We start from the raw sequence: 24,220 nt of genomic DNA on the forward strand, positions 1-24,220 counted from the left end.
CCCCTCGGTGACGCGGTACCAGGCCAGCGCGAGGTCGGGAACCAGCGACCGCCACGAGACACCGTCCACCACGAGGTGGTGGGCCAGGACCAGCAGACGGTCGCGCCCGCCGTCGGTGCGGTGCAGCCAGACGAACTGGGTCGTCACGCCGGACCGCGGATCGAGCCGGGCACCGGCGCGGCGCATCTGTTCCTCCGCGGCCGCGGCGAAGGCCTCGGTTCCGGGAGCGGCGTCGACGTCGACGCGGGTCAGCAGTCCGGCCGCCGGAACCGAGCCCACCGGGCCGATGGACAGACCGGTGGCGTCGGCAGCGGTTCCGGTACTCGTGACGAGGCGGGCGCGCAGGACGTCGTGGTGGTCGAGCAGCATGGCGATCGCGGCCGCCAGATCCGACTCCTCGACGGACTCGGGGAGCGTCAGGAGCACGGCCTGGGAGAACTCGTCGTACGCACGGAGGTCTTCGATCATCCAGTGCATGATCGGCGTCAGCGGTGCCTCGCCGACCCCGCCTCCCGGCAGCTCGTCCAGGCCGGCTGCGGCCTCGGCGGCGGCCACCCGCGCCAGCGCGGCGACGGTGCGGTGCTCGAAGACCTGGGCCGGACGCAGGACGATGCCCTCGCGCTTGGCGCGCGAGACCAGCTGAATGGCCATGATCGAGTCGCCGCCCAGCGCGAAGAAGGAGTCGTCCACACCCACGCGGTCGAGACCGAGCAGTTCGGCGACCAGATCGCAGAGCACGGTCTCGACACGGTCGGCCGGTGCGCGGTACTGCGTGACCGACTCGGTCCGGTCGGGCGCGGGCAGCGCCTTGCGGTCGAGCTTGCCCGAGGCGTTCAACGGGAACTCGTCGAGCGGCATCAGCACCGTGGGCACCATGTACTCCGGCAGGCGAGCCGAGATCGCCTCGGTGAGAGCGTCGACATCGAGTTCACCGGACGCGACGTCGCCGACGACGTAGCCGACGAGCTGCTGTGCGCCCGGAACGTCTTCGCGCACCACCACGACGGCTTGCGCGACCGTCGGCTGATCGAGCAGCGCCGCCTCGATCTCGCCGAGCTCGATGCGCAGACCGCGAAGCTTGACCTGGAAGTCGGTGCGGCCGATGTAGTCCAGTTCCAGCCCGCCGTCGGTCCGGACCCATCGGACCAGGTCGCCGGTGCGGTACATCCGCTCCCCGTCGGCCGCCGGGTTCGCCACGAAGCGGTCGGCGGTGAGGTCCGCGCGTCCCACGTAACCGCGCGCCAGCTGCACGCCGGCGAGATACAGTTCGCCTGCCACGCCGACCGGCACCGGATGCAGACGGTCGTCGAGGACGTGGACTCCGGTGTTCCACACCGGGGCGCCGATCGGCACGGCGGCCGTGTCGGCCGGGGTGACCTCGTGGTAGGTGACGTCGACGGCCGCCTCGGTGGGGCCGTAGAGGTTGTGCAGACGCGCATCGCTCAACGCCGCGAAGGCCTGCGCGGCCCGCGGCGTCAGTGCCTCGCCCGAGCAGAACACCTGGCGCAGCGAGCCGACCGATCCCGGAGCCACCGCCCCGGTGAACGCCGACAGCATCGACGGGACGAAGTGCGCGGTGGTGACCGACTCCGCCTCGAACAGCTCGGCGAGGTACAGCGGGTCGCGGTGCCCGTCCGGCTGCGCGATGACGAGCGACGCGCCCACCTGCAGCGGCCAGAAGAACTCCCACACCGACACGTCGAAGGTCGCGGGGGTCTTCTGCGCCACAACGTCGTCCGGGGTGAGCGCGTACTCGTGCTGCATCCAGGCGAGGCGATTCACGATCGCCGAATGCGGCACCGCGACGCCCTTGGGGCGGCCGGTGGAACCGGAGGTGTAGATGACGTACGCGGTGTTCGTCCCGCGCAGCGGCGCCGACCGCTCGGCATCGGTGATCGGCGCTGTCGACCATCCGTCGAGGTCCACCGTGTCGACGGTCCACACCGGCAACCCGTCGGGCGCGGGAAGGTCGGTGTCCGACGCCGTCAGCAGCACGGCGGGCGAGGCGGAGTCGAGCACGTACAGGGTGCGCTCGGCGGGATGGTCGGGATCGACCGGGACGTAGGCGCCGCCGGCCTTGACGATCGCGTACATCGCGGTGAGCAGTTCCAGCGACCGCGGAAGGCCGAGTGCCACCGGGACGTCCGGTCCCACGCCCGCGTCGATCAGCATCCGTGCGAGCGCGTTGGTCCGGGCGTCGAACTCCGCGTAGGTGAGGCTCTGCCGGGAGGCGCCGGAGCCGAACACCAGCGCCGTGGCGTCCGGAGTGCGCGCGGCCTGCGCGGCGAACACTCCCGCGAGCGTGCCCGGTTCCACCGGAGCAGCGGTCGTGTTGACCGCGGCCAGGTCGGCTCGGTCCTGCGCGGAGGTGACGGGCACGTCGCCGACGATGCGGTCGGCGTCGTCGCAGATCCCGTGCAGGACCGCGAGGTAGGCCTCGGCGAAGCGTTCGACGGTCGTCCGGTCGAACAGCGCCGTGGCGTAGCTGAACGTCGCGGGCAGATCGGCGGGCGACCCGTCGGCGTCCCGCCGGTCGGTCACGGTCAGCTGCAGATCGAACTTGGCGACATCGAAGTCGGAGGTGAGTCCGCTCACCGACAGACCCGGCAGGTCGAAGCTCGCCGGGGCGTTGTTCTGCATGGTGAACATCACCTGGAACAGCGGCGAGACCGCCGTCGACCGCGACGGCGCCAGCACGTCGACGAGTTGCTCGAAGGGCATGTCGGCGTGGGTGAACGCGGCGAGATCGTTCTGCCGGACCTGCGCCAGCAGGTCGGCGAAGCTCGCACCGCCGTCGACGCGGGTACGCAGCACCAGGGTGTTGACGAACACGCCGACCAACTCGTCGAGTGACTGCTCGCCGCGCCCGGCCACGGGCGTGCCGATCGCGATGTCGGATTCGCGGCCCAACCGGGACAGCAGCGCGGCGAAGGCCGCGTGCAGCACCATGAACAGGGTCGCGTCGTGCGCCTCCGCGACCTCGAGGAGCCGCCTGTGCAGGCGGGCGTCGATCGTGAACGGGCTGCCCGCACCGGCCGTCGACTGGACCGCCGGACGCGGCCGGTCCATCGGCAGGTCCAGCACCTCGGGCAGACCGGCGAGGCGATCGGTCCAGTAATCGCGCTGGCGCCCCAGCAGTGACTCCGGATCGTCCACGTCGCCGAGCGTCTCGCCCTGCCAGAGCGCGTAGTCGGCGTACTGGACCGGCAACGGCGACCACTGCGGCGCCGCACCGGCGGCACGCGCGGTGTACGCGACCATGATGTCGCGGGCGAGGGGCGCGACCGACGCACCGTCGGCCGTGATGTGGTGCATGGTGACCACGAGCACGTGCTCGCGGGGGCTCTGCTCCAGCAGCGCGATCCGCACCGGCGGCCGCGCGGTCACGTCGAAGCCCTCGGAGATCAGGTCGACCGCGCGCGCGACGACCTCGGCCTCGGTCACCGGGATCGGCGTGATGTCCACGCGAGAGGCCGGGAGAATCTCCTGGTAGGGACCGTCGGCGGAGTCCGGGTACACGGTGCGGAGCACCTCGTGACGCGCGAGCACGTCCTCCACTGCCTGTTCGAGGGCGGCGACGTCGAGTTCGCCGCTCAACCGCACGGCCAGGGGCACGTTGTACGCGGCCGACTCCGTGTCGAACTGATTGAGGAACCACATCCGGCGCTGGGCCAGCGACAGCGGAATCCGATCCGGACGCGGGCGGGCCGTGAGCGGAGGCCGCTCGTCGGCGGTCGCCGTCTCCAGATGGGCGGCGAACTCGGCCACCGTCGGGGCGTCGAACAGGTCGCGGACCCCGACGCGCACGCCGAGCGCCGCGCCGACGCGCGCGGTGACCTTCGTCGCCGACAGCGAGTTGCCGCCGAGGTCGAAGAACCCGCTGCTGACGCTGACGCGCTCGAGGCCGAGGACCTCGGCGAAGACGCCTGCGACGATCTCCTCGGTGAGGCTGCGGGGCGCCTGGTAGTCGCCCTCCTCGATGGTGAACGACGGCGCGGGCAGTGCCCGGCGGTCCAGCTTGCCCGCAGGCGTGAGCGGGACCTCGTCGAGTGCGACGACCTGAGCGGGAACCATGTACGCGGGCAGGAACTCCGCCGCGAACGATTTCAGCGCGACCTCGTCGACCACGTGTCCGGGAGCGGGCAGCACGTACGACACCAGCGCGGTGCCGCCGTCGGGTGCGGTGACGCCCTCCGTGGTGACGAATCCGACGCTGTCGTGGCACGAGAGCGCGCCGCTGATCTCGCCGAGTTCGATGCGGAAGCCGCGGACCTTGACCTGGAAGTCCGAGCGGCCGACGTACTCGAGCCGCCCGTCGCGCGTCCACCGGACCACGTCGCCGGTGCGGTACATCCGCTCGCCCTCGCTGAACGGGTTCGCGACGAATCGCTCGGCGGTCAGCCCGGCGCGATCGTGGTAGCCGGCGGCCAAGGCCGGTCCGGCGAGGTAGAGCTCACCGGCCACTCCCACCGGAGCCGGCCGGAGGCGGCCGTCGAGCACGGTCAGCCGGAAGCCGCGCGTCGGTGCGCCGATCGTGATCGGCGCACCCGCACGCAGGGGCTCGGACACCGTGCACCAGACGGTGGTCTCGGTGGGTCCGTACAGGTTCAGCATGGTGCGCTCGGGTGCCCAGCGGGCCACGAGTTCGGGCGGGCAGGCGTCGCCCGCCACGGCCAGCACGCGCAGGTCGTCCAGTCCCTGCGGATCGGCCGCGGCCAGCGCGGCCGGCGTGATGCAGGCGTGGGTCACCCGGTTCGCGCGCAGGAAGTCCGACAGTTCCACGCCGCCCAGCAGCCCCGCGGGCGCGACGACCATCGTCGACGCGCTGCCGAAGGCCATCATCATCTCGAACACCGAGGCGTCGAAACTCGGTGACGCGAACTGCAGCGACCGCGAGCCGGGGACCAGCTGCATGTGCGCGCGCTGCTCCGCGACCAGGTTCGCCAGTCCCCGATGGGTCACCACGACGCCCTTGGGCAGACCGGTGGACCCGGAGGTGTAGATGACGTAGGCCGGCGAGTCCACGCGCATGCGGCGCACCGGGGTCACCTCGGCGACCGACTCGGCCGCCAGCAGCGCATCGATCTCGTCGAAGACGATCCAGTCGACCTCACCGGAGAGCTCGGGACGCTCGGTCGACGTCGTGAGACCGATCCGTACACCCGAATCGGTCAGCATGTGCGCGATGCGGTCGGCCGGATAGCTCGGATCGATCGGCAGGAACGCCGCGCCGGTCTTGACGATCGCCCAGACGGCAGTCGCGGTGCGGATCGATCGCGGCATGGCGACCGCGACGTAATCGCCGGTGCCGATGCCGCGCTCGGCCAGCAGCCGGGCCAGCTGGTTCGACCGCTCGTCGAGCTGACGATAGGTGAGCGCCGCGGAGCCCTCCTCCACCGCGATCCGGTTCGGATCGTCGGCGACGGCGTCGGCCAGGATCTGCGGGAAGGTGCGGGGCGCCACGGACGCCGGGCCGGCGACCGCGCTCAACTCGTCGCTCTCGGTCGGCGACAGGATCGGGACGTCGCCGATCGGCACCGTCGGGTCCACGACCACGGTCGACAGGATGCGCACGAGCCGCTCCGCGAAGACCTGGACGGTCGACGCGTCGAAGAGGTCGGTGGCGTAGTCGAACGAGGCCCGCATCCCGGCCGGAGTACCCGATTCGTCGACGGTCTCGGCGACCGTCAGCTGCAGGTCGAACTTCGCGACGTCGGCGCTGATCTGCTCCGGCGCGATGGCCAGGCCCGGCAGCTCCACCGCGACCTCGCCCGCATTCTGGAAGTCGAGCGCCACCTGGAACAGCGGATGGTGCGACTGCGAGCGGGTGGGGCTGATCGCCTCGACCAGACGCTCGAAGGGCAGTTCGGTGTGCCCGAACGCGGCCAGGTCGGTGGCGCGCGTCTGAGCGAGGACACCGGCGAAGTCGACTTCGGGCTCCACCACGGTGCGCAGGACCAGGGTGTTGACGAACATGCCGACGAGCCCGTCGAGTTCGGGTTCCCCGCGGCCGGCGACCGCGGTGCCTATCGCGATGTCGGTGGTGGCCGACAGTCGGGCCAGCAGCACCGAGAGCGCCGCATGCATCACCATGAACGTCGACGCGCCGTGCGCGCGACCGATCTCGGTGACCGCGCGATGCACTTCACCGTCGATGGTGAACTCCACACGGCCACCGCGCATCGACGGACGCGCCGGGCGCGACCGGTCGGTGGGCAGGTCGAGCTGATCGGGGAGCCCGGCGAGCGCCTTGGTCCAGTAGGCCAGCTGGCGTGCACCGCGCGAGTGCGGGTCGTCCAGGTCTCCGAGGAGCTCACGCTGCCAGATCGCGTAGTCGGCGTACTGCACCGGCAACGGCGCCCAGTCCGGGGCGTGACCCGCTGCGCGGGCGGTGTAGGCGGTGATGACGTCGCGGACCAGCGGTGCCAGCGACGACGCGTCGGACGCGATGTGGTGCAGGACCAGCACGAAGACGTGATCGGTCACGTCCTCGCCCGGTTCCGCCACCCGCAGCAGAGCGGCGCGGATGGGGACCTCGGCGGTCACGTCGAAGCCTTCGGTGGCCAGCGCCGCGACGCGGCCCGCCACCTCGTCCGGGCCGACCCGGTCACGGATCAGGTCCAGTCCCGCCGATTCCGCGTCGAGGATCTGCTGGTGCCCGCCGTCCCCCGCATCGGGGTAGACGGTGCGCAGCGTCTCGTGCCGCGCGACCACGTCGCCCAGCGCGGCGCCGAAGGCATCGGCGTCGAGCTCACCGGTGAGCCGGACCGCCAGCGGGATGTTGTACGCCGCCGACGAGGGGTCGAGCCGGTTGAGGAACCACATTCGCTGTTGCGCCAGAGACAGCGGTGCCCGCGCCGCCCGCTCACGCGGCGTCAGCGCCGGGCGGCCGTCGGCCGAGCCTCGAGACACGCGGGTGGCGAGTTCGGCGACGGTCCGTGCCTCGAAAAGATCCCGCACTCCCAGGTCGGAGCCGAACTCGGCGTTGATCTGCGCGACGACGCGCGTCGCGATCAGCGAGTTGCCGCCGAGGTCGAAGAAGTCGTCGGTGGCGCCGACGCGCTCGGCACCGAGCACCCGGCCGACCACCTCGGCCACGCCGACCTCCACCTCGCCCACCGGCGCGACGTGAACCGCCGCGCGGGTGAACTCCGGTGCGGGCAGCGCCTTGCGGTCGACCTTGCCGATCGGGGTCAACGGCACCTCGTCGATCACCATGATGACCGCGGGGACCATGTACGGCGGCAGCCGGTGCGCGGCGTGCGCCGCCAGCGCATCGGTGTCGACGACAGCTCCGGCCACCGGCTGGACGTAGCCGACCAGCACGGTGTCGCCGGCCGGTCCGGGGACACCCAACGTGACGGCGAAGGCCACGTCGGGGTGCGAGGTGAGCGCGGCGTCGATCTCGCCGAGTTCGACGCGGAAGCCGCGGATCTGCAGCTGGAAGTCGGATCGGCCGATGTAGGCGAGTTCGCCGTCTGCGGTCCAGCGCACCACGTCGCCGGTGCGGTACATCCGCTTCCCCACCGCGTACGGGTTCGCGACGAACCGCTCGGCGGTGAGACCGCGCCGGCCGAGGTAGCCGCGCGCGAGGCCGGCGTTGGTGATGTACAGCTCGCCCGGCGTCCCGACCGGGACCGGCCGCAGCCGGTCGTCGAGAACCAGGGTGTGCACGCCGCTCATCGCCGAGCCGATCGTGATCGGCTCGCCCGCGGCGAGCGGATCGGTCATCGTGACGATCACGGTGGTCTCGGTGGGCCCGTACGCGTTGCGCAGCCTCCCGCCCCAGCGGGCGACCAGTTCCGGCGGACACACGTCGCCGCCCACCACCACGCGGGTCACCAGGTCGAGTTCGCTCGCGTCGACCGTCTGCACCGCGTTCGGCGCGCCGACGAAGGACGTGATCCGCTGATCGCGGATGAAGCCCGCCAGTTCGGCACCGCCGTAGAGGTCGGTCGGGGCGATGACCATCGTCGCACCCGCGCAGAAGGTCGCGAGGATCTCGCCGACGGCGGCGTCGAAGCTGATCGCCGCGAACTGCAGCATCCGCGCGCCCGGATAGGTCTCGTAGTACCCGACGACGTCGTCGGCCAGCGTCGACAGCCCGCGGTGCGGCACCGCGACGCCCTTGGGCAGACCGGTGGTGCCGGACGTGTAGATCACGTAGGCGAGGTCGTCGACGGTCAGCGGCGCACGCCGGTCCGCATCGGTGAGCGGTGCGCCCGAGCGGCCCGCCAGATCCTCCGCCAGCGCTGCGTCGTCGAGAAGGGTCCAGCCGTCGACCGGCCGCGCCTGCGACGGCAGGGTGTCGGCGGTGGCCGAATGCGTCAGACCGATCACCGAGCCGGAGTCGGAGACCATGTGCGTGATGCGGTCGGCGGGCAGCTTCGGATCGATCGGCAGGTAGGCCGCTCCGGCGGCCGCCACGGCCCAGATCGAGACCATCGCGTCGATCGATCGGGTCATGGCGAGGGCGACCACCGTGTCGGGGCCGGCACCGTGGTCGATCAGCCGTCGCGCCAGCCGGTTGGAGCGCTCGGCGAGCTCGGCGTAGGTCAGGCTCTGCCCGTCGAACTCGACAGCGACGCGGTCGGCGTGCCGCCCGGCGGTGGCGCCGAACAGATCGGCGAGGGTCCGCGGCTCCGCCGCGTCCCCGCCGCGCCGGTCCACGAGGTCGGCGCGCTCGGCGTCGCCGAGGAGAGGAAGATCGCCGACGGCGGTCTCGGGAGCCTCGACCGCTGCCCGCAGGATGCGGACCAGGCGGTCGCCGAACGACTCGACGGTCGGCTCGTCGAAGAGATCGGCGGCGTAGGTGAAGACGGCTTCGGCGCCGACCTCGGTGTTCTCGCGCACCGTGAGCTGGAGATCGATGTTGGCCGTGTCGGTCGAGACGTCGACGGCCTCGACGTCCAGCCCCGCCATCTCGAAGCTCGTCGGGGCCTCGGACTGCAGTGCGAGCGCCACCTGGAACAGCGGCGAATGCGCGGTGGAGCGCGTGACGTCGAGAACCTCGACCAGCTGCTCGAACGGGACCTCGGCGTGCTCGAAGGCCGCGAGGTCCGCGGCGCGGACCTGAGCCACGAGCGCATCGAAGCTCTCGTCCGGACGCACCCGGGTGCGCAGCACGAGCGTGTTGACGAACATGCCGATCAGGTCGTCGAGCGCACGCGTGCCACGACCGCCGACGGGGGTGCCGACAGCGATGTCCGCGGTACCCGTCAACCCGGCCAAGACGGTCGCATAGGCGGCGTGCAGGACCATGAACGGCGTGACGCCCCGGGCGCGGGCGTACGCGCCGATCGCGGAGTAGAGCTCGGCGCCGATCGGGGTGCGATGGATGGCGCCGCGCATCGACTGCACCTGCGGGCGTTCGTGATCGGTGGGCAGTTCGAGGCGGTCGGGCAGCCCGGCGAGGGTCTCGCGCCAGTAATCGATCTGGGCGGCGGCCACTGACGAGGAGTCCGCGGGATCGCCGAGCACGTCGCGCTGCCAGATCGCGTAATCGGCGTACTGCACTTCCAGCGGCGCCCAGGCCGGCTGCTCGCCGGCCGCCCGCGCGCCGTAGGCCACCATCACGTCCTGCACCAGCGGCGCCATCGACAGACCGTCGCCGGAGATGTGGTGAAGCACCAGGACGAGCACGTGCTCGCCGCGCGGGTCACCGTCGGTGACCCGGAGCAGCCGAACCCGCAGCGGCACCTCGGCGGTGACGTCGAATCCGGTCATGACGGCCTTCGCGACCGCCTGCTGCACGCCGTCCCGGGTGACCTCGATCGGGCGCAGGTCGGGCACCGCGTCGCCGACCGGCAGGATCTGCTGGTACGGACCGCTGTCGGAGTCGGGGAACCGGGTCCGCAGCGACTCGTGCCGGTCGAGGAGGTCGCGGACTGCGGCCTGCAGAGCGGGCTCATCGAGCGGACCGGTCATCCGGACCGGCAGGGGGAGGTTGTAGGCCGGCGAGGCCGGATCGAACCGGTTGAGGAACCACATCCGCTGCTGTGCCAGCGACAGCGGTGCGGTGTCGCCGCGGTCGGCCCGGGTCAGTGCGGGCCGCGAAGCGCCCCCGCTCTGCTCCACGCGGGCGGCCAGTTGGGCGACCGTCGGCGCGTCGAACAGGTCGCGTACCCCGAGGTCGACGCCGAGTGCGTCGCTGACCTGCGAGATCACTCGGGTCGCGATCAGAGAGTTGCCGCCGGCGTCGAAGAAGCTCTCCTCGACGCTGATCCGCGGCAGACCGAGGACGCCGGCGAAAACGCCCGCGATGATCTCCTCGACCGGGTCGCGCGGAGACACGTACTCGGCGGCGAGCAGGTCGAAGGACGGCTCGGGCAGCGCCTTCCGGTCCAGCTTGTCGCTGCTGTTCCGGGGGAACTCGTCCATCACCACCACGGCCGCCGGGACCATGTACGAGGGCAGCGATCCCGCCGCATGCGCCGCGACCGACTCGCCGGTCACGTCCGCGGGCGCCACCACGTAGCCGACCAGCTGGTCGCCGGTGTGCGGGTCGTGGCGCACCAGCACCACCGCCTGCGTGACGCCGGGCGCGGACAGCAGGGCCGCCTCGATCTCGCCGAGCTCGATGCGGTTTCCGCGCACCTTGACCTGGAAGTCGGTGCGGCCGATGTACTCGAGGACCCCCGCGTCGTCGGCGTCCGGGGTGGCGCGGTGCCGGACCAGGTCGCCGGTGCGGTACATCCGCTCGCCCGGGGCGCCGAACGGATCGGCGACGAACCGGTCCGCCGACAGGTCGGGACGACCGTGATAGCCGCGCGCCAGCTGGACGCCCGACAGGTACAGCTCTCCCGCGACGCCCGGAGGCACCGGCTGCAGGCGCGAGTCGAGCACGTACAGGCGGGTGTTCCACATCGGGACGCCGATCGGGACCACGCCCTGGTCGGCTTCGGTGTGACGCCAGTAGGTGACGGCCAGCGACGCCTCCGCGGGTCCGTACAGGTTGTCCAGCGGCGCGGCGGAGAGTTCGCGGAAGGCCTCGGCGGTCTCGATCGGCAGCGCCTCGCCGATCGCGATCACGGCGCGGACGGTGTCGGGGATCCGCGCGGACGAGCTCGACACGAACATCGCCAGCATCGACGGGACGTACTGGACCACGGTGACGTTCTGCTCGCGCATCAGCGTCGACAGGTACTCGGGGTCCCGGTGGCCGTCCGGACGGGCGATGACGAGGCGGGCACCGGTCTGCAGGGTCCAGAAGAACTCCCACACGGAGACGTCGAAGGTCATCGGGGTCTTGAGCATCACCGCGTCGTCGGCGGTCAGCTGGTATTCGCCCTGCATCCAGCACAGCTGATTGACCAGACCGGCATGCGGCACCGCGATGCCCTTGGGACGGCCGGTGGAGCCGGAGGTGTAGATCAGGTTCGCCGGATTCTGCGGGCGCAGCGGCGAACGGCGGTCCGCGTCGGTCACCGGGGTGCCCGCGACGCCGGACAGGTCGAGGACGTCGATCTCGAGCGTCGGCACGTCCGCGGGGACCGCTCCGGAGTCGGCGGTCGTGGTCACGACCGTCACCGGGCAGGCGCTCTCCAGAACGTATCCGTTGCGCTCCGCGGGGTGGTCCGGATCGAGCGGCACGTAGGCGCCGCCGGCCTTGAGGATGCCGTACATGCCGACGAGCAGATCGATCGAACGGCGGATCGACAGGCCGACCAACGACTCCGGACCGACACCCATCGAGATGAGATGCCGTGCCAGACGGTTGGCTCGCGCGTCGAACTCCGCGTACGTGATCTGCTCGCCCTCGTATACGAGGGCGGTGGCTTCGGGCGATCGCGCCACCTGCGCGTCGAAGAGGGACACGAGCGTGTCGCTGTCCGCATCGATGGATTCGATCCGGTGATCGGTGGCGTTCCAGGTCTCCAGGACCCGGGTCCGCTCCTGGTCGCCGATGATCGGGATGTCGCCGACCACCACCGCGGGATCGGCCGCCACCTGTGTCAGCACCGACGTGAATCGGTCGCCGAAACGCTCCGCCGTCGACCTGTCGAACAGATCCTCGGCGTAGGTGAGCACCACGTCGATCTCCCCCGGCGCGCCTTCGGCGTCGGTCCGGTCGGTCACGGTGAGTTGCAGGTCGAACCGCGACAGACCGGTCTCGAACTCGGCGGGGGAGACGGTGAGCCCGGGAAGCTCCAGCTCGGCGCGCGCGATGTTCTGGAACCACAGTGAGACCTGGAACAGCGGGTGGTACGCCGCGGACCGGGTCGGGTTGAGCGCGTCCACGAGACGCTCGAACGGGATCTCGGTGTTGGTGAAGGCACCCAGGTCTCGCTCGCGCACCTGCGCCAGCAGATCGGTGAAGGCCGCGTTCTCGTCGATCTCCGTGCGCAGCACCAGGGTGCCGACGAACATGCCGACCACATCGTCGAGCGCGGCTTCACCGCGGCCGGCGATCGGCGTGCCGATCGCGATGTCGTCACTGCCCGAGAGTCGTCCGAGCAGCGCCGACAGTGCCGCATGGACCACCATGAAGAGCGTCGTGTCGGTGGAGCGAGCCACCTCGAGCAGCGCCGCATGCAGTTCGGGGCTCAAGGTGAAGGCGACGTCTCCGCCTCGGAACGACTGCTGTGCCGGCCGCGGCCGATCGGTCGGCAGCTCCAGCACGTCGGGAAGATCGGCGAGTTCGGCGCGCCAGTAGGCCAGCTGCTGCGCGGCCAGCGATGCCGGATCGTTCTCGTCGCCGAGCAGTTCCCGCTGCCAGACGGCGAAGTCGCTGTACTGCACGGGCAGCGGCGACCACTCCGGCGGCTGTCCGGCGGTCCGTGCGACGTACGCGATCATCAGATCGCGGGCCAGCGGAGCCGACGACCACCCGTCGAAGGCGATGTGGTGCAGGACGAAGACCAAGACGTGTTCGTCGGGGCCCACGGCCAACAGGTGCACGCGGACCGGCGGTGCGGCGGTGACGTCGAAGGGTGCCGTCGCGAGCGCGACGACTTCCGCTTCGAGGTCGGCCTCCGCGACCGCCACCTCGACGAGGTCGGCGGTCGCCGCCACATCTCGCACCGGCAGCACCACCTGTCGGGGTCCGTCGGCGGAATCGGGGTACACGGTGCGCAGGGCCTCGTGACGCTCGCAGACGTCGAGCATCGCCGCGCGCATCGCGGACACGTCCAGCGCACCGGTCAACCGGATGGCGAAGGGCATGTTGTAGGCCGCGGAATCCCGATCGAATCGGTTCAGGAACCACATGCGCTGCTGAGCCAGCGACAACGGTGCCGGTTCGGTGCGCTCGCGCGCCACCAGCTTGGGCCGTACCGCACCCGTCCGCTGCTCGGCCACCACGGCGAGTTCGGCGACGGTCGGGGCCTCGAAGATCTCGCGGACTCCGACGTCGGTGCCCAACGCGTCGTTGAGTCGCGCGATCACCCGGGTGGCGACGAGCGAGTTGCCGCCCACGGCGAAGAAGTCGTCGGTCGCACCCACGCGCTCGACGCCGATCGTCTCCGCGAAGATCGTCGCGATGATCTCCTCGACCGGGTTGCGCGGAGGGACGTACACCCCGGCGCTGAGCACCAGCTCCGGTGCCGGGAGCGCACGGCGGTCGATCTTGCCGCTGGCACCGACGGGCAGTTCGTCGAGCACGATGAACAGCGACGGCACCATGTAGCCGGGCACCCGAGCGCACACATGAGACTTCAGATCTTCCTGAGTCACCCGCTCGGTACCGGGAGCGGCCGAGACGTATGCGACGAGCGCATCGCCGGTGTGCTCCCCGTGGTGCAGGGTCACCACCGCCTGATCGACTCCGGGATGGGCGGCCAGCGCCGCCTCGATCTCGCCCGGCTCGATGCGCAGGCCGCGCAGCTTCACCTGGTCGTCGGTGCGGCCGAGGAACTCGAGTTCGCCGTCCGCGGTCCACCGGACCAGGTCGCCGGTGCGGTACATCCGCTCGCCCGCCGCGTCGTACGGTGCGGCGACGAATCGCTCGGCCGTCAGGTCGGGACGGCCCGCGTAGCCCCGAGCCAGCTGCGCGCCCGCGAGGTACAGTTCGCCGGGCGTGCCGACCGGGACCGGACGCAGCCGGGTGTCGAGCACGTGCACGCGCACGCCCTCGACGGGCGAACCGATGGGCACCGAACCGGCTCCGGCACCGGCCGCGCGGCGCGTCACCTGCATCGCCGACTCGGTGGGGCCGTACAGGTTGTGCACCTCGGTGCGCAGGCGTTCCATGACGTCTTCTGCGACCGATGCCGGCAGCACCTCGCCGCCGGAGAACAGCAGCCGCAACGAGGTCACTGCGCGCTCGGCGAAGGTCTCGACCACCAGCGGCAGCATCGACGGCACGAACTGCACCACGGTCACCGAGTGCTCGGCCGCCAACTGCGCCTGCTGAGCCGGGTCCCGATGACCGTCGGGCCCCGCCAGCACCAGTCGTGCGCCCGCCTGAAGCGGCCAGAAGAACTCCCACACGGACGCGTCGAACGTCATCGGTGTCTTCTGCAGCACCACATCGGTTGCGGTGAGACGGTATTCGCGCTGCATCGAGTCGAGCTGATTGGCAGCCGCCGCATGTGGCACGGTGACGCCCTTCGGCAGCCCGGTGGAACCCGAGGTGAACAGCGTGTACGCCGCCGACTCGGGACGCAGCACACCGCCGCGCTCGGCGTCGGTGAGCGGCCCGTCCGGGTGTGCGCCCAGGTCGAGTCCGTCGATCTGCAGCAGCTCGCGATCGACGGGCAGCGCGGCCGAGTCGGCGGACGTGGTCAGAATCAGCCGCGGATCGGCGGTGTCGATCACATGCGCGTTGCGCTCGGCTGGGTGGGCCGGGTCGAGCGGGACGTAGGCGCCGCCCGCCGCCAGGATCGCGTACATGCCGACCACCAGGTGACGGGACCGGCGCATCGCCAGACCGACCTGGTCGCCCGGTCGCACGCCCGACGCGAGGAGTTCCCGCGCGAGGCGGTGCACCTGTGCCGCGAACTCCGCGTAGGTCAGGACCTCATCGCCCGTCACCAGGGCGACGGCGTCCGGAGTCCGGGCGGCCTGCTCCTCGAACCGCTCGACGAGCGTCGCGCGCGCAGGTGCCTGCGGTCCAGCGGTCCACGATTCGAGCAACTCGTGCTCGCGAGGCCGCAACAGGTCCACGTCGCCGACCGGCCGGTCCGGTGCCGCGATCAGCGCGTCGAGGGCGCGGACGAATCGCTCCGCGTACCCGGCGGCGGTGTCCTCGTCGAAGAGATCGGTCGCGTAGACGAACGTCACGTCGTAGCCGGCGGCGCGCTCGGTCACGGTGACCTCGAGGTCGAACTTGGAGACGGTGGTCTCGATGCCCTCGGCCTCCACGGTCAAGCCCGGAAGGTCCACTGTCGGGGTCTCGAAGTTCTCCAGGGCGAACTGCACCTGGTACAGCGGGGCGTGCGCGGTGGATCGGGCCGGGTTGAGGATCTCCACGAGCCGTTCGAACGGCACGTCGGCGTGCTCGAAGGCCTCCAGATCGGTGTGCTTGACCTTCGCTAGCAGGTCGCTGAACGAATCGGCGCCGTCGACTCGTGTCCGCAGGACGAGGGTGTTGACGAACATGCCGACGACGTCGTCGAGCAGCCGCTCACCGCGGCCCGCGACCGGGGTGCCGACGCTGATGTCGCTCTCCCCCGACACGCGTGCGAGCAGGACGGCCAGCGCGGCGTGCAGGGTCATGAACGGAGTGGCGCCGTGACGCCGTGCGGCGTCTTCGACTCGGGCGCGCAGGGCCCCGTCGATCCGGACGCGGGTGCGCCCGCCCGATCCCGAGGCCACCTCGGGCCGCGGTCGGTCGGCCGGAAGTTCCAGGAGTTCGGGGACACCGGCGAGTTCCTCGCGCCAGAATCCGATCTGGGCGGCCGCGACCGAGTGCGGATCGGACTCGTCGCCGAGCATCGCGCGCTGCCAGATCGCGAAGTCCGCGTACTGGACCTCCAGCGGGGCCCAGCCGGGTGAACTCGACCGGGTCCGGGCGGTGTACGCCATGACCAGATCGCGCGCCAGCGGCGCCATCGAGAAACCGTCGGCGATGATGTGGTGCATCACCAGAGCGAGGACGTGAACGTCGTCGCTGATCCGGAACAACGCCGTGCGGATCGGGACCTGAGCGGTCACGTCGAAGCCAGTCGCACCGAGTTCCAGTGCGCGCGAGGCGAGTTCGTCCTCCGAGACCGCGATCGGATCGAGCCGGAAGGCGACCTGCGAGGCGTCGAGCACCTGTTGGTAGGCGCCGGAGTCGGAATCCGGGAACACCGTCCGCAACGACTCGTGGCGCTCGATCACGTCGCGCACCGCGGCACGCAGCGCGTCGACGTCGAGTTCTCCGGTCAGACGGATGGCGAGCGGAACGTTGTAGTTCCCCGAGGCCGGGTCGTAGCGGTTGAGGAACCACATGCGCTGCTGCGCGAGCGACAGCGGAATGTGCGCGGGCCGCTCCATCGCCGTGAGCGCGAGCCTGCCCGCCCCGGCGGCCGACCGTTCGGCGCGTAGGGCGAGTGCGGCCACCGTCGGTGCCTCGAACAGATCGCGGACGCCGATGTCGGTGCCGAGTTCGGCGTTCACCCGGGCGATGACCCGCGTGGCGATCAGCGAGTTGCCGCCGAGGTCGAAGAACTCATCGGTGGCGCCGACGCGGTCGAGGCCGAGCACGTCGGCGAAGGCCGCCGCCACGATCTCCTCGGGCGGCGTCACCGGAGCCACGTACTCGGACACCGCGAACTCGAACTCCGGCTTCGGGAGCGCACGCCGGTCCAGTTTGCCCACCGGAGTCAGCGGCACCTCGTCGAGGACCACGATCGCCGACGGCACCATGTATCCGGTGAGGGAACGGGCCGCATGGTCGATCAGCTCGGCGGTGTCCACGTCGCGGCCGCCCACCGGCCGCACGTACGCCACCAGCTGTGTCTGTCCGCGTTCGTCGTCCACCCCGAGGGTCGCGACGAAGTCGACGTCCGGATGAGTGGCGAGGACCGCGTCGATCTCCCCGAGCTCGATGCGCAGGCCGCGCACCTTGACCTGGAAGTCCGAACGGCCGATGTACTCCAGTTCGAGGTCGGCGTTCGGCCGCACCAGATCGCCGGTGCGGTACATCCGGTCGCCGGGAGCACCGACCGGGTTCGCCACGAAACGAGCGGCGGTCAGTGCCGCCTGCGCGTGGTAACCGCGAGCCAGACCGGCGCCGGTCACGTACAGTTCGCCGACCGCTCCCACCGGCACCGGACGCAGATCCTCGTCGAGCACCAGCAGGCCGGTGCCGCGGATCGGTCCGCCGATGGTCACCGGGCGTCCCGCGACCAGCGCGTCGGTGCCGGCGGCCACGACGGTGGTCTCGGTGGGACCGTAGGCGTTGAACACCTGGCGGCCGGGAGCCCAGCGGGCGACGAGGTCGTCGGAGACGGCTTCGCCTCCGAGCACCAGGATCTCGGGACGCTCGCCCAACCGCTCGGGGTCCATGGTGGCCAGCGCCGACGGTGTGAGGAAGACGTGGCTCAGTGATTCGCGTGTGATCAGGTCGCTCAGTTCGGTGCCGCCGAAGACGGTCGGCGGTGAGACGACCAGGAGCGCGCCGGTACCGAAGGCCATCACGAACTCCAGGACGGAGGCGTCGAAGCTCGGTGAGGCGACGTGCAGCACCCGCGAATCGGGCGTGACGCGGTAGCGCTCGCGCTGTTCGAGCGCGAAGCTCTCCAGACCGTGCCTCGGCACGATGACGCCCTTGGGCAGACCCGTGGTGCCCGAGGTGTAGATCATGTACGCGGCCTGGTCCGGGCGGCATGCCCCGCCGCGCTCGGCGGGGGTGACCGGTTCGGCCGATCGGCCCACCAGTTCCACCCGCAGCACGGAGTCGTCGAGCACGAGCCAGTCGGTGCTCTCATCGGGAAGATCGGCGGCGTGTGCGGCGACGGTGATGCCGACACTCGCACCGGAGTCGGTCAGCATGTGCTCGATGCGGTCGGCCGGATAGCTCGGGTCCACCGGCACGAAGGCCGCTCCGGACTCGAGCACCGCCCACATCGCGACCACCGAGTCGAGCGAACGGGGCAGCGCGAGGGCGACGAAGCTCTCCGGGCCGACGCCGCGGTCGAGCAGTGCCCGTGCCAGTCGCGCCGCGCGGCCGGACAGTTCCCGGTAGGTCAGTTCTTCGCCGTCGAACCGCACCGCGGGGCGGTCGGCGTGTTCGTTGCGGACCGTGTCGAAGAGGTCGAACCCGGTGTCCGAGACGGACGCCGGCATCCGGGTCATCGGTGCCAGGGCCGCGCGTTCCCCCTCGTCGAGGACGTCGATGGACGCGACCGGTCGGTCGAGGTCCGCGGCGACGGTCGCCAGCACCCGGACCAGCCTCGTCAGCAGTCGGTCGGCGGCCTCGGCGCTGAACGCCGTCGGCAGGAACTTCAGTTTGAACCGCAGTCGCGGGTCCTGCAGCGCCACCAGTGTCAACGGGTAGTGGGTGGCATCGTTGACTTCGACGTCCACCACTCTCATGCCCGCGACCGCGTCGACGTCGGCGAGCACCGAGCGGTCGATCGGGTAGGACTCGAACACGGTCAACGTGTCGAAGAGGGGGCCGAGACCCGCCGCCCGCTGGATATCGGTGAGTCCGGTGTAGTGGTGGTCGAGCAGGTCGGCCTGCTCGACCTGCACCCGGCGCAGGAGATCGCGGATCGATTCGGTGCGGTCGAGCCGAACCCGGACCGGAACGGTGTTGATGAAGAGACCGACGGTGGATTCCACGCCCGGCAGCTGCGGCGGCCGGCCGGAGACCGTGGCGCCGAACACGACGTCCGAGCGACTGGTCAGGCGGGCCAGGAGCACACCCCACGCGGCCTGCACCACGGTGTTCACCGTGACACCGAGCGTCCGGGCGGCGGCGGCGAGCGCCGCCTCGACATCCTCGTCGAGGTCCAGAAGAAGTTCCTCGGGCGTCGGCATCGCGAGCTCGCTCGACTGCGGGGCGAGGACGGTCGGCTCGTCGAGGCCGGCGAGGGCCCGCGACCACGCGTCCAGCGAGGCCTGCGGGTCCTGGCCCGACAGCCAGTCGAGATAGGCGCGGTAACTCGGCGCGGCGGCCATGCCCGAGCCGTTGCCGTTGGCGCCGTACAGCGCCAGAAGGTCGGTCAGCACCAGAGGCAGCGACCAGCCGTCCAGCAGGAGGTGGTGATTGGTCAGCGCCAGACGGTACGCGCCGTCCGAGAAGCGGATCAGCCGCATCCGGATCAGCGGCGGCCGGTCGAGACGGAAGCGAGTCTCCCGATCCGACGTGACCAGATCGCGCGCCGTCCGCTGCGCCTCCTGCTCGTCGAGGTCTGACAGATCCGTCGACTCGAAGGGCAGCCGCGCGTCGTCGACGATGATCTGAGCGGGGACGCCGGTGTCGTCGTAGACGAAGGCGGCACGCAGGCTGGGATGCCGGTCGACGAGCGCCTGGCCCGCCGCGCGCATGCGTTCGGCGTCGACCTCGCCGCTCAGGTCGAGCACGATCTGCGCGGTGTAGACGTCCACGAAGTGCTCGGCGAGGCCGGCGTGGAACAGCAGACCCTCCTGCAGCGGTGAGAGCGACCAGATGTCGGACAGCGACTCGAAGTCGCGCTCCCACGCATCGATCTGTTCCTGCGAGAGGTTCACCAGGGGAAGGTCCGCGGGCGTGAAGCCGCCCGTGGTCTGCGACTGCGACAGCGATGCCATCGCGTCGAGGGCGCGCGCCCACAGATCGGCGAGTTCGACCACCTCGGTCTCGCTGAGCAGCTCCGAGGCGTAGCTGAAGGTCGCAGTGAGTGCGACGCCGTCTCCGTCTTCGGCGGCGATCGCATCGATCGTCAGCGCGGCCGAGAGCGGCATGTCCTCGTGACGCTGGGCACCCGCGCCGAGCATCTCGCCGTCGGGCAGCCAGCCCACGGCGCGCAGTTCGGCGGGAATCTCACCTGACGACAGCCGGCCCAGATAGTTGAACGCGATCTCGGGGCGGTGCCATTGCATCATCTCGGCGCGCGAATCGGGATTCAGGTGCCGCAGCAGGCCGTAGCCGACGCCCTCACCCGGAATCCGCCGCAGCTGTTCCTTGATCGTCTTGAGCAGCGCCGCCGTACTCGGCCCGCCCTCGAACGCGGCGTCCAGATCCACGTCGCCGACGTCGAGCCGAGCCGGGTACACGCTGGTGAACCAGCCGACGGTCCGTGCCAGATCGGCACCGGGCACCGCCGACTCCTCACGGCCGTGGCCCTCGAGATCGACGAGCATGCTGCGTCGCCCGTCCGCGCCGCGCCATGCGGCGACCGCCAGCGCCAGCGCCGCGAGCAGACCGTCGTTGACGCCCGCACGGTACTGCCGCGGAATCACCGCGAGCACGGCTCTCGTGGTCTCCGGGCTGAGCCGGACCTCGAGCCGCCGTTCAGTGGCGGCCACATCGACCCGCGGATCGAGCGGGCGCCGGCCCACCGGCTGGTCGCCGTCCGCGACGATCCGCCGCCAGTGCTCGAGCTCGGCCTCACGGTCGGCGCGGCGGGCGGCCTCGGCGAGTCCGTGCGCCCATCGGCGCATCGAGGTTCCGACAGGCGGAAGGGACGGGGTCGCGCCGGCGGAGACGCTCACCCACGCGAGTGCGAAGTCGGGGACCAGCGTGCGCCACGACACACCGTCGACGGCGAGGTGGTGCACGACGGCGACCAGTCGGTCTCCGTCGGTCTCGCCCGATCCCGTGAGTCGGACGAACTGCGCCATGACACCGGTGTCCGGACTCAGGCGGCGCGCCGACTCGGCCGCGACTCGGCCGATCTGCTCCGCGAGCTCGGCCGATCCGGCGCGTCCCCGGGCGGGAACGTTCGAGATCAGCGATGTCGCGTCCACGCTGCCCGCCGGTCGCGTGACGATGACGGGTTCGGGGCCGTCCGCGCGCAGCACCGCGCGCAGCATGTCGTGATGATCCACGACGGCGGCGATGGTGGCGGCGACGCCCTCATCGCTCGCGCCCGCCGGGAGGACGAGGGTCAGCGCCTGTGCGAACGCCTCGTAGCGTCCGAGTTCGAGCATCTGGTGCATCACCGGGGTCAGCGGCATCGGCCCGACGCCCTCGCCCGGAAGTTCGGTCAGCTCCGCCTCTGCCGAGTCGGCGGTCCGCGCCACCTGGGCCAGACCGGCCACCGTCTGCTGTTCGAAGACCTCGCGCGCGGTGAAGACGATGCCGAGGTTCTTGGCCCGCGACACCAACTGCAGGGAGATGATGCTGTCGCCGCCGAGCTCGAAGAAGCTCGCGTCGGCGCTGACACGGTCGAGACCGAGGACGTCGGCGAAGACCTCGGCGATCCGCTTCTCCAGCTCGGTCGACGGCTCGCGGTACTCCGCCGTGCTCGCGCTGAAGTCGGGATCGGGCAGGGCGGCGCGATCGAGCTTGCCGTTCACCGTGAGCGGCACCTCGTCGAGCACGACCACCGCGGCGGGCACCATGTATTCGGGCAGCACCTGTCCGGCGGCGATCCGCAGACCCGACGGGTCCAGATCCACGCCGTCCTCGGCCAGCACGTAGGTGACCAGCTGTGGCTGACCGGCTGAACCGGTACGGACCTGCGTAGTGGCGAAGTCGACGCCCGGGCAGTTCTCCATCACGGCGTCGATCTCGCCGAGTTCGATGCGGAAGCCGCGAATCTTGACCTGGAAGTCCGAGCGCCCGATGTAGTCGAGCTCGCCGTCGTCGGTCCACCGGACCACGTCGCCGGTGGCGTACATGCGGCTGCCGGGTGGGCCGTACGGATCGGCGACGAAGCGCGAGGAGGTCAGCGACGGGCGGGCGTGGTAGCCGCGCGCAGTACCGGGATTGGCGATGTACAGATCGCCCGCGACACCGACCGGCGCCGGCCGCAGGCGGTGGTCGAGCACCAGCGCTCGAACCCCGCTCATCGGCGCGCCGATCGTGATCGGCGTCCCGGCGGCCAGTGGCTCGGTGATCGTGACGATCACCGTGGTCTCGGTGGGACCGTAGGCGTTGCGCAACCGGCCGTCCCACCGCGCCGCGAGTTCGGCGGGCAGCACGTCGCCGCCGGTCACCACCCGGCGCATCGAGTCCAGGCCGGTCGGGTCGAGCGTCTGCGCGGCGGGCGGGGTCGAGACCAGCGTGGTCACGCGTGCGGCCGCGAGCAGTCCCGCGAGTTCGTCGCCGCCGGTCACGGTCGGCGGTACGACGATGAGAGCTCCGCCATGAGCCCACGCGGCGAGCATCTCACCGAATGCCGCATCGAAGCTCGGGGAGGCGAACTGGGCAACCCGGGCGTCGGATGAGACCGAGTACACCACTCGCAGGTCCTCGGCGAGCGTCGACAACCCGCGGTTGGGCACCACGACGCCCTTCGGCAGTCCGGTGGAACCGGACGTGTAGATGACGTAAGCGGGGTTGTCGGGCCGGACCGGGGCGAGCCGTTCGGCGTCGGTGATCGGCGCGGCCGACTCCGCGTCGGCGAGGGTGGTCGCCTCCAGCGAGTCGAGCGCGAGCCAATCGACGCCGTCCGGGAGGGCGGCGCGGTTCGCGATGGTCGTCAGACCGTGCTCCGCGCCGGAGTCGGTCACCATGTGGGCGATGCGGTCGGACGGATAGCCCGGATCGATCGGCAGGTAGGCGCCTCCGGCCTTCGCGATCGACCAGATCGCCAGCACCGATTCGAGCGAGCGCGGGACCGCCAGCGCCACCAGGCTCTCCGGTCCCACCCCTCGCCGGATCAGGACACGTGCCAGGCGGTTCGAGCGTTCGTCGAGTTCCCGGTAGGTCCAGACGGTGCCTCCGAACTCGACGGCCACCCGGTCGGGGTACACCGCGGCCGAAGCGGCCAGGATGTCGCCGAAACCGCGTGGCTCCGCGGCGGTGCCGCCCTCGCGCGAGAGCAGCCATTCGCGCTCGCCGGCGCCGAGGACCTCGAGGTCGCCGATCGCGGTGTCGGCTCCGGCGGCCACGAAACGCTTGAGGAAGTCCACGAAGCGGGCGTGGTGACGCTCGTTCTCGGCCTCGGTGTATCGGGCCGGGTTCGCGATGAAGTCGATGTGGGTGCTGCCGGTACCCGTCTCGTACAGGTTGAGCATCAGGTCGTCGACCGGACCGGACGAGAGGACGTGCAGTCGTGATTCGATGGCGCCCAGGCGCAGGTCGCCCAGACCCATCATGATGTTGACGACCGGGCCGAAATAGGCGCGGTCCGCGCCGAGCGAACCGGCGTCGCGACGGATGTCCTCCGTGCGGTAGCGCTGGTGGCGGAGCGCGCCCACCAGCTGGACCTGCACCGATTCGACGAGGGCGTCGACAGTGGCGTCCGCGGGCACGGCGATCCGGAGCGGCACCACATTCGAGACCATGCCGCCCGCCCGGCGCATCAGCGCGGTGGTGCGCGCCGAGACGGGAAGCGACAGCAGGACGTCGTCGGTTCCGGTCAGCCGGCCGAAGTACGCCGCGAACGCGGCGATGGTGACCGGTGCGAAGGAGGCTCCGTCGGTCGTCATCGCCTCGGCCAGATCGCGCGGCAGTGCAGTGCTCGCGACGGTGCTCAGCGCCTGCGGCGCGGCGTGACGCGAAGCGAACGACTCGGGTTCGGGCATGTCGTCGACGACCTGCGCCCAGTACTCGCGGTCGGATTCGAATCGGCGCGACGACCGGTAGGCGTCCTCGACCTCGTACAGCTCGCGCAGGTGGTCCGCCGGATCGGACGGCAGCGGCGCGCCGTCGAGCGCCTGCGTGTACAGCTCCGCCACGCGGGTCATCAACGTGATGGCACCCACGCCGTCGAGCGCCACGTGGTGCACTCGCGCATACCAGTAGTGGTGGTCGGGGCCGATCGTGATGACCGCACAGCAGAAGAGCGGACCGGTCTCGAGATCGATCGGCGCCGTGTACTCGGCGCGCATCCACTCGTGCGCCGCGGCCTCCGGATCGGGGCGTTCAGAGAGATCGACGCGGACCAGCGACTGCTCGATGTCGCGGTCGACGAGCTGGTACGGGCGGCCGTCGACGTCGATGATCCGCAGGTAGCCGGATCCGATCTCCTTGCCGGTGGCGATCAGGCATTCTTCGAGCAGGTCGAGATCGAGCTGACCGCGCAGCTCCACGTACTGCGCCATGTTGATCGGCACTTCGGGATGCAGCTGCTGCGACAGCCACAGCCCGAACTGCGCTGCGGAGAGTGGGAACGCTCCGGCGGGCACACCCCGCTGCCCGGGCGCCGACTCCCCCATGCCGGCCGCAGCATCATCCTGACCCGCACGAACAGTTGTT

The 24,220-nt window shown here is 71.0% G+C and carries 1 protein-coding gene (cut by a window edge); it reads right to left on the reverse strand.

The window, feature by feature from the left end; all coding sequences use genetic code 11:
- On the reverse strand, positions 1-24,180 hold the 5' portion of the coding sequence (locus ACK8HH_RS14465) for a non-ribosomal peptide synthase/polyketide synthase (protein WP_412475288.1). Its footprint begins 19,104 nt before the window's first position; 24,180 of the gene's 43,284 nt are visible here — the first part of the coding sequence; the start codon lies at positions 24,178-24,180; the stop codon falls past the left edge of the window.
- Positions 24,181-24,220: the final 40 nt, after the last annotated feature.

It is taken from the genome of Gordonia sp. LUNF6 (assembly GCF_047041125.1).
GTDB lineage: Bacteria > Actinomycetota > Actinomycetes > Mycobacteriales > Mycobacteriaceae > Gordonia > Gordonia sihwensis.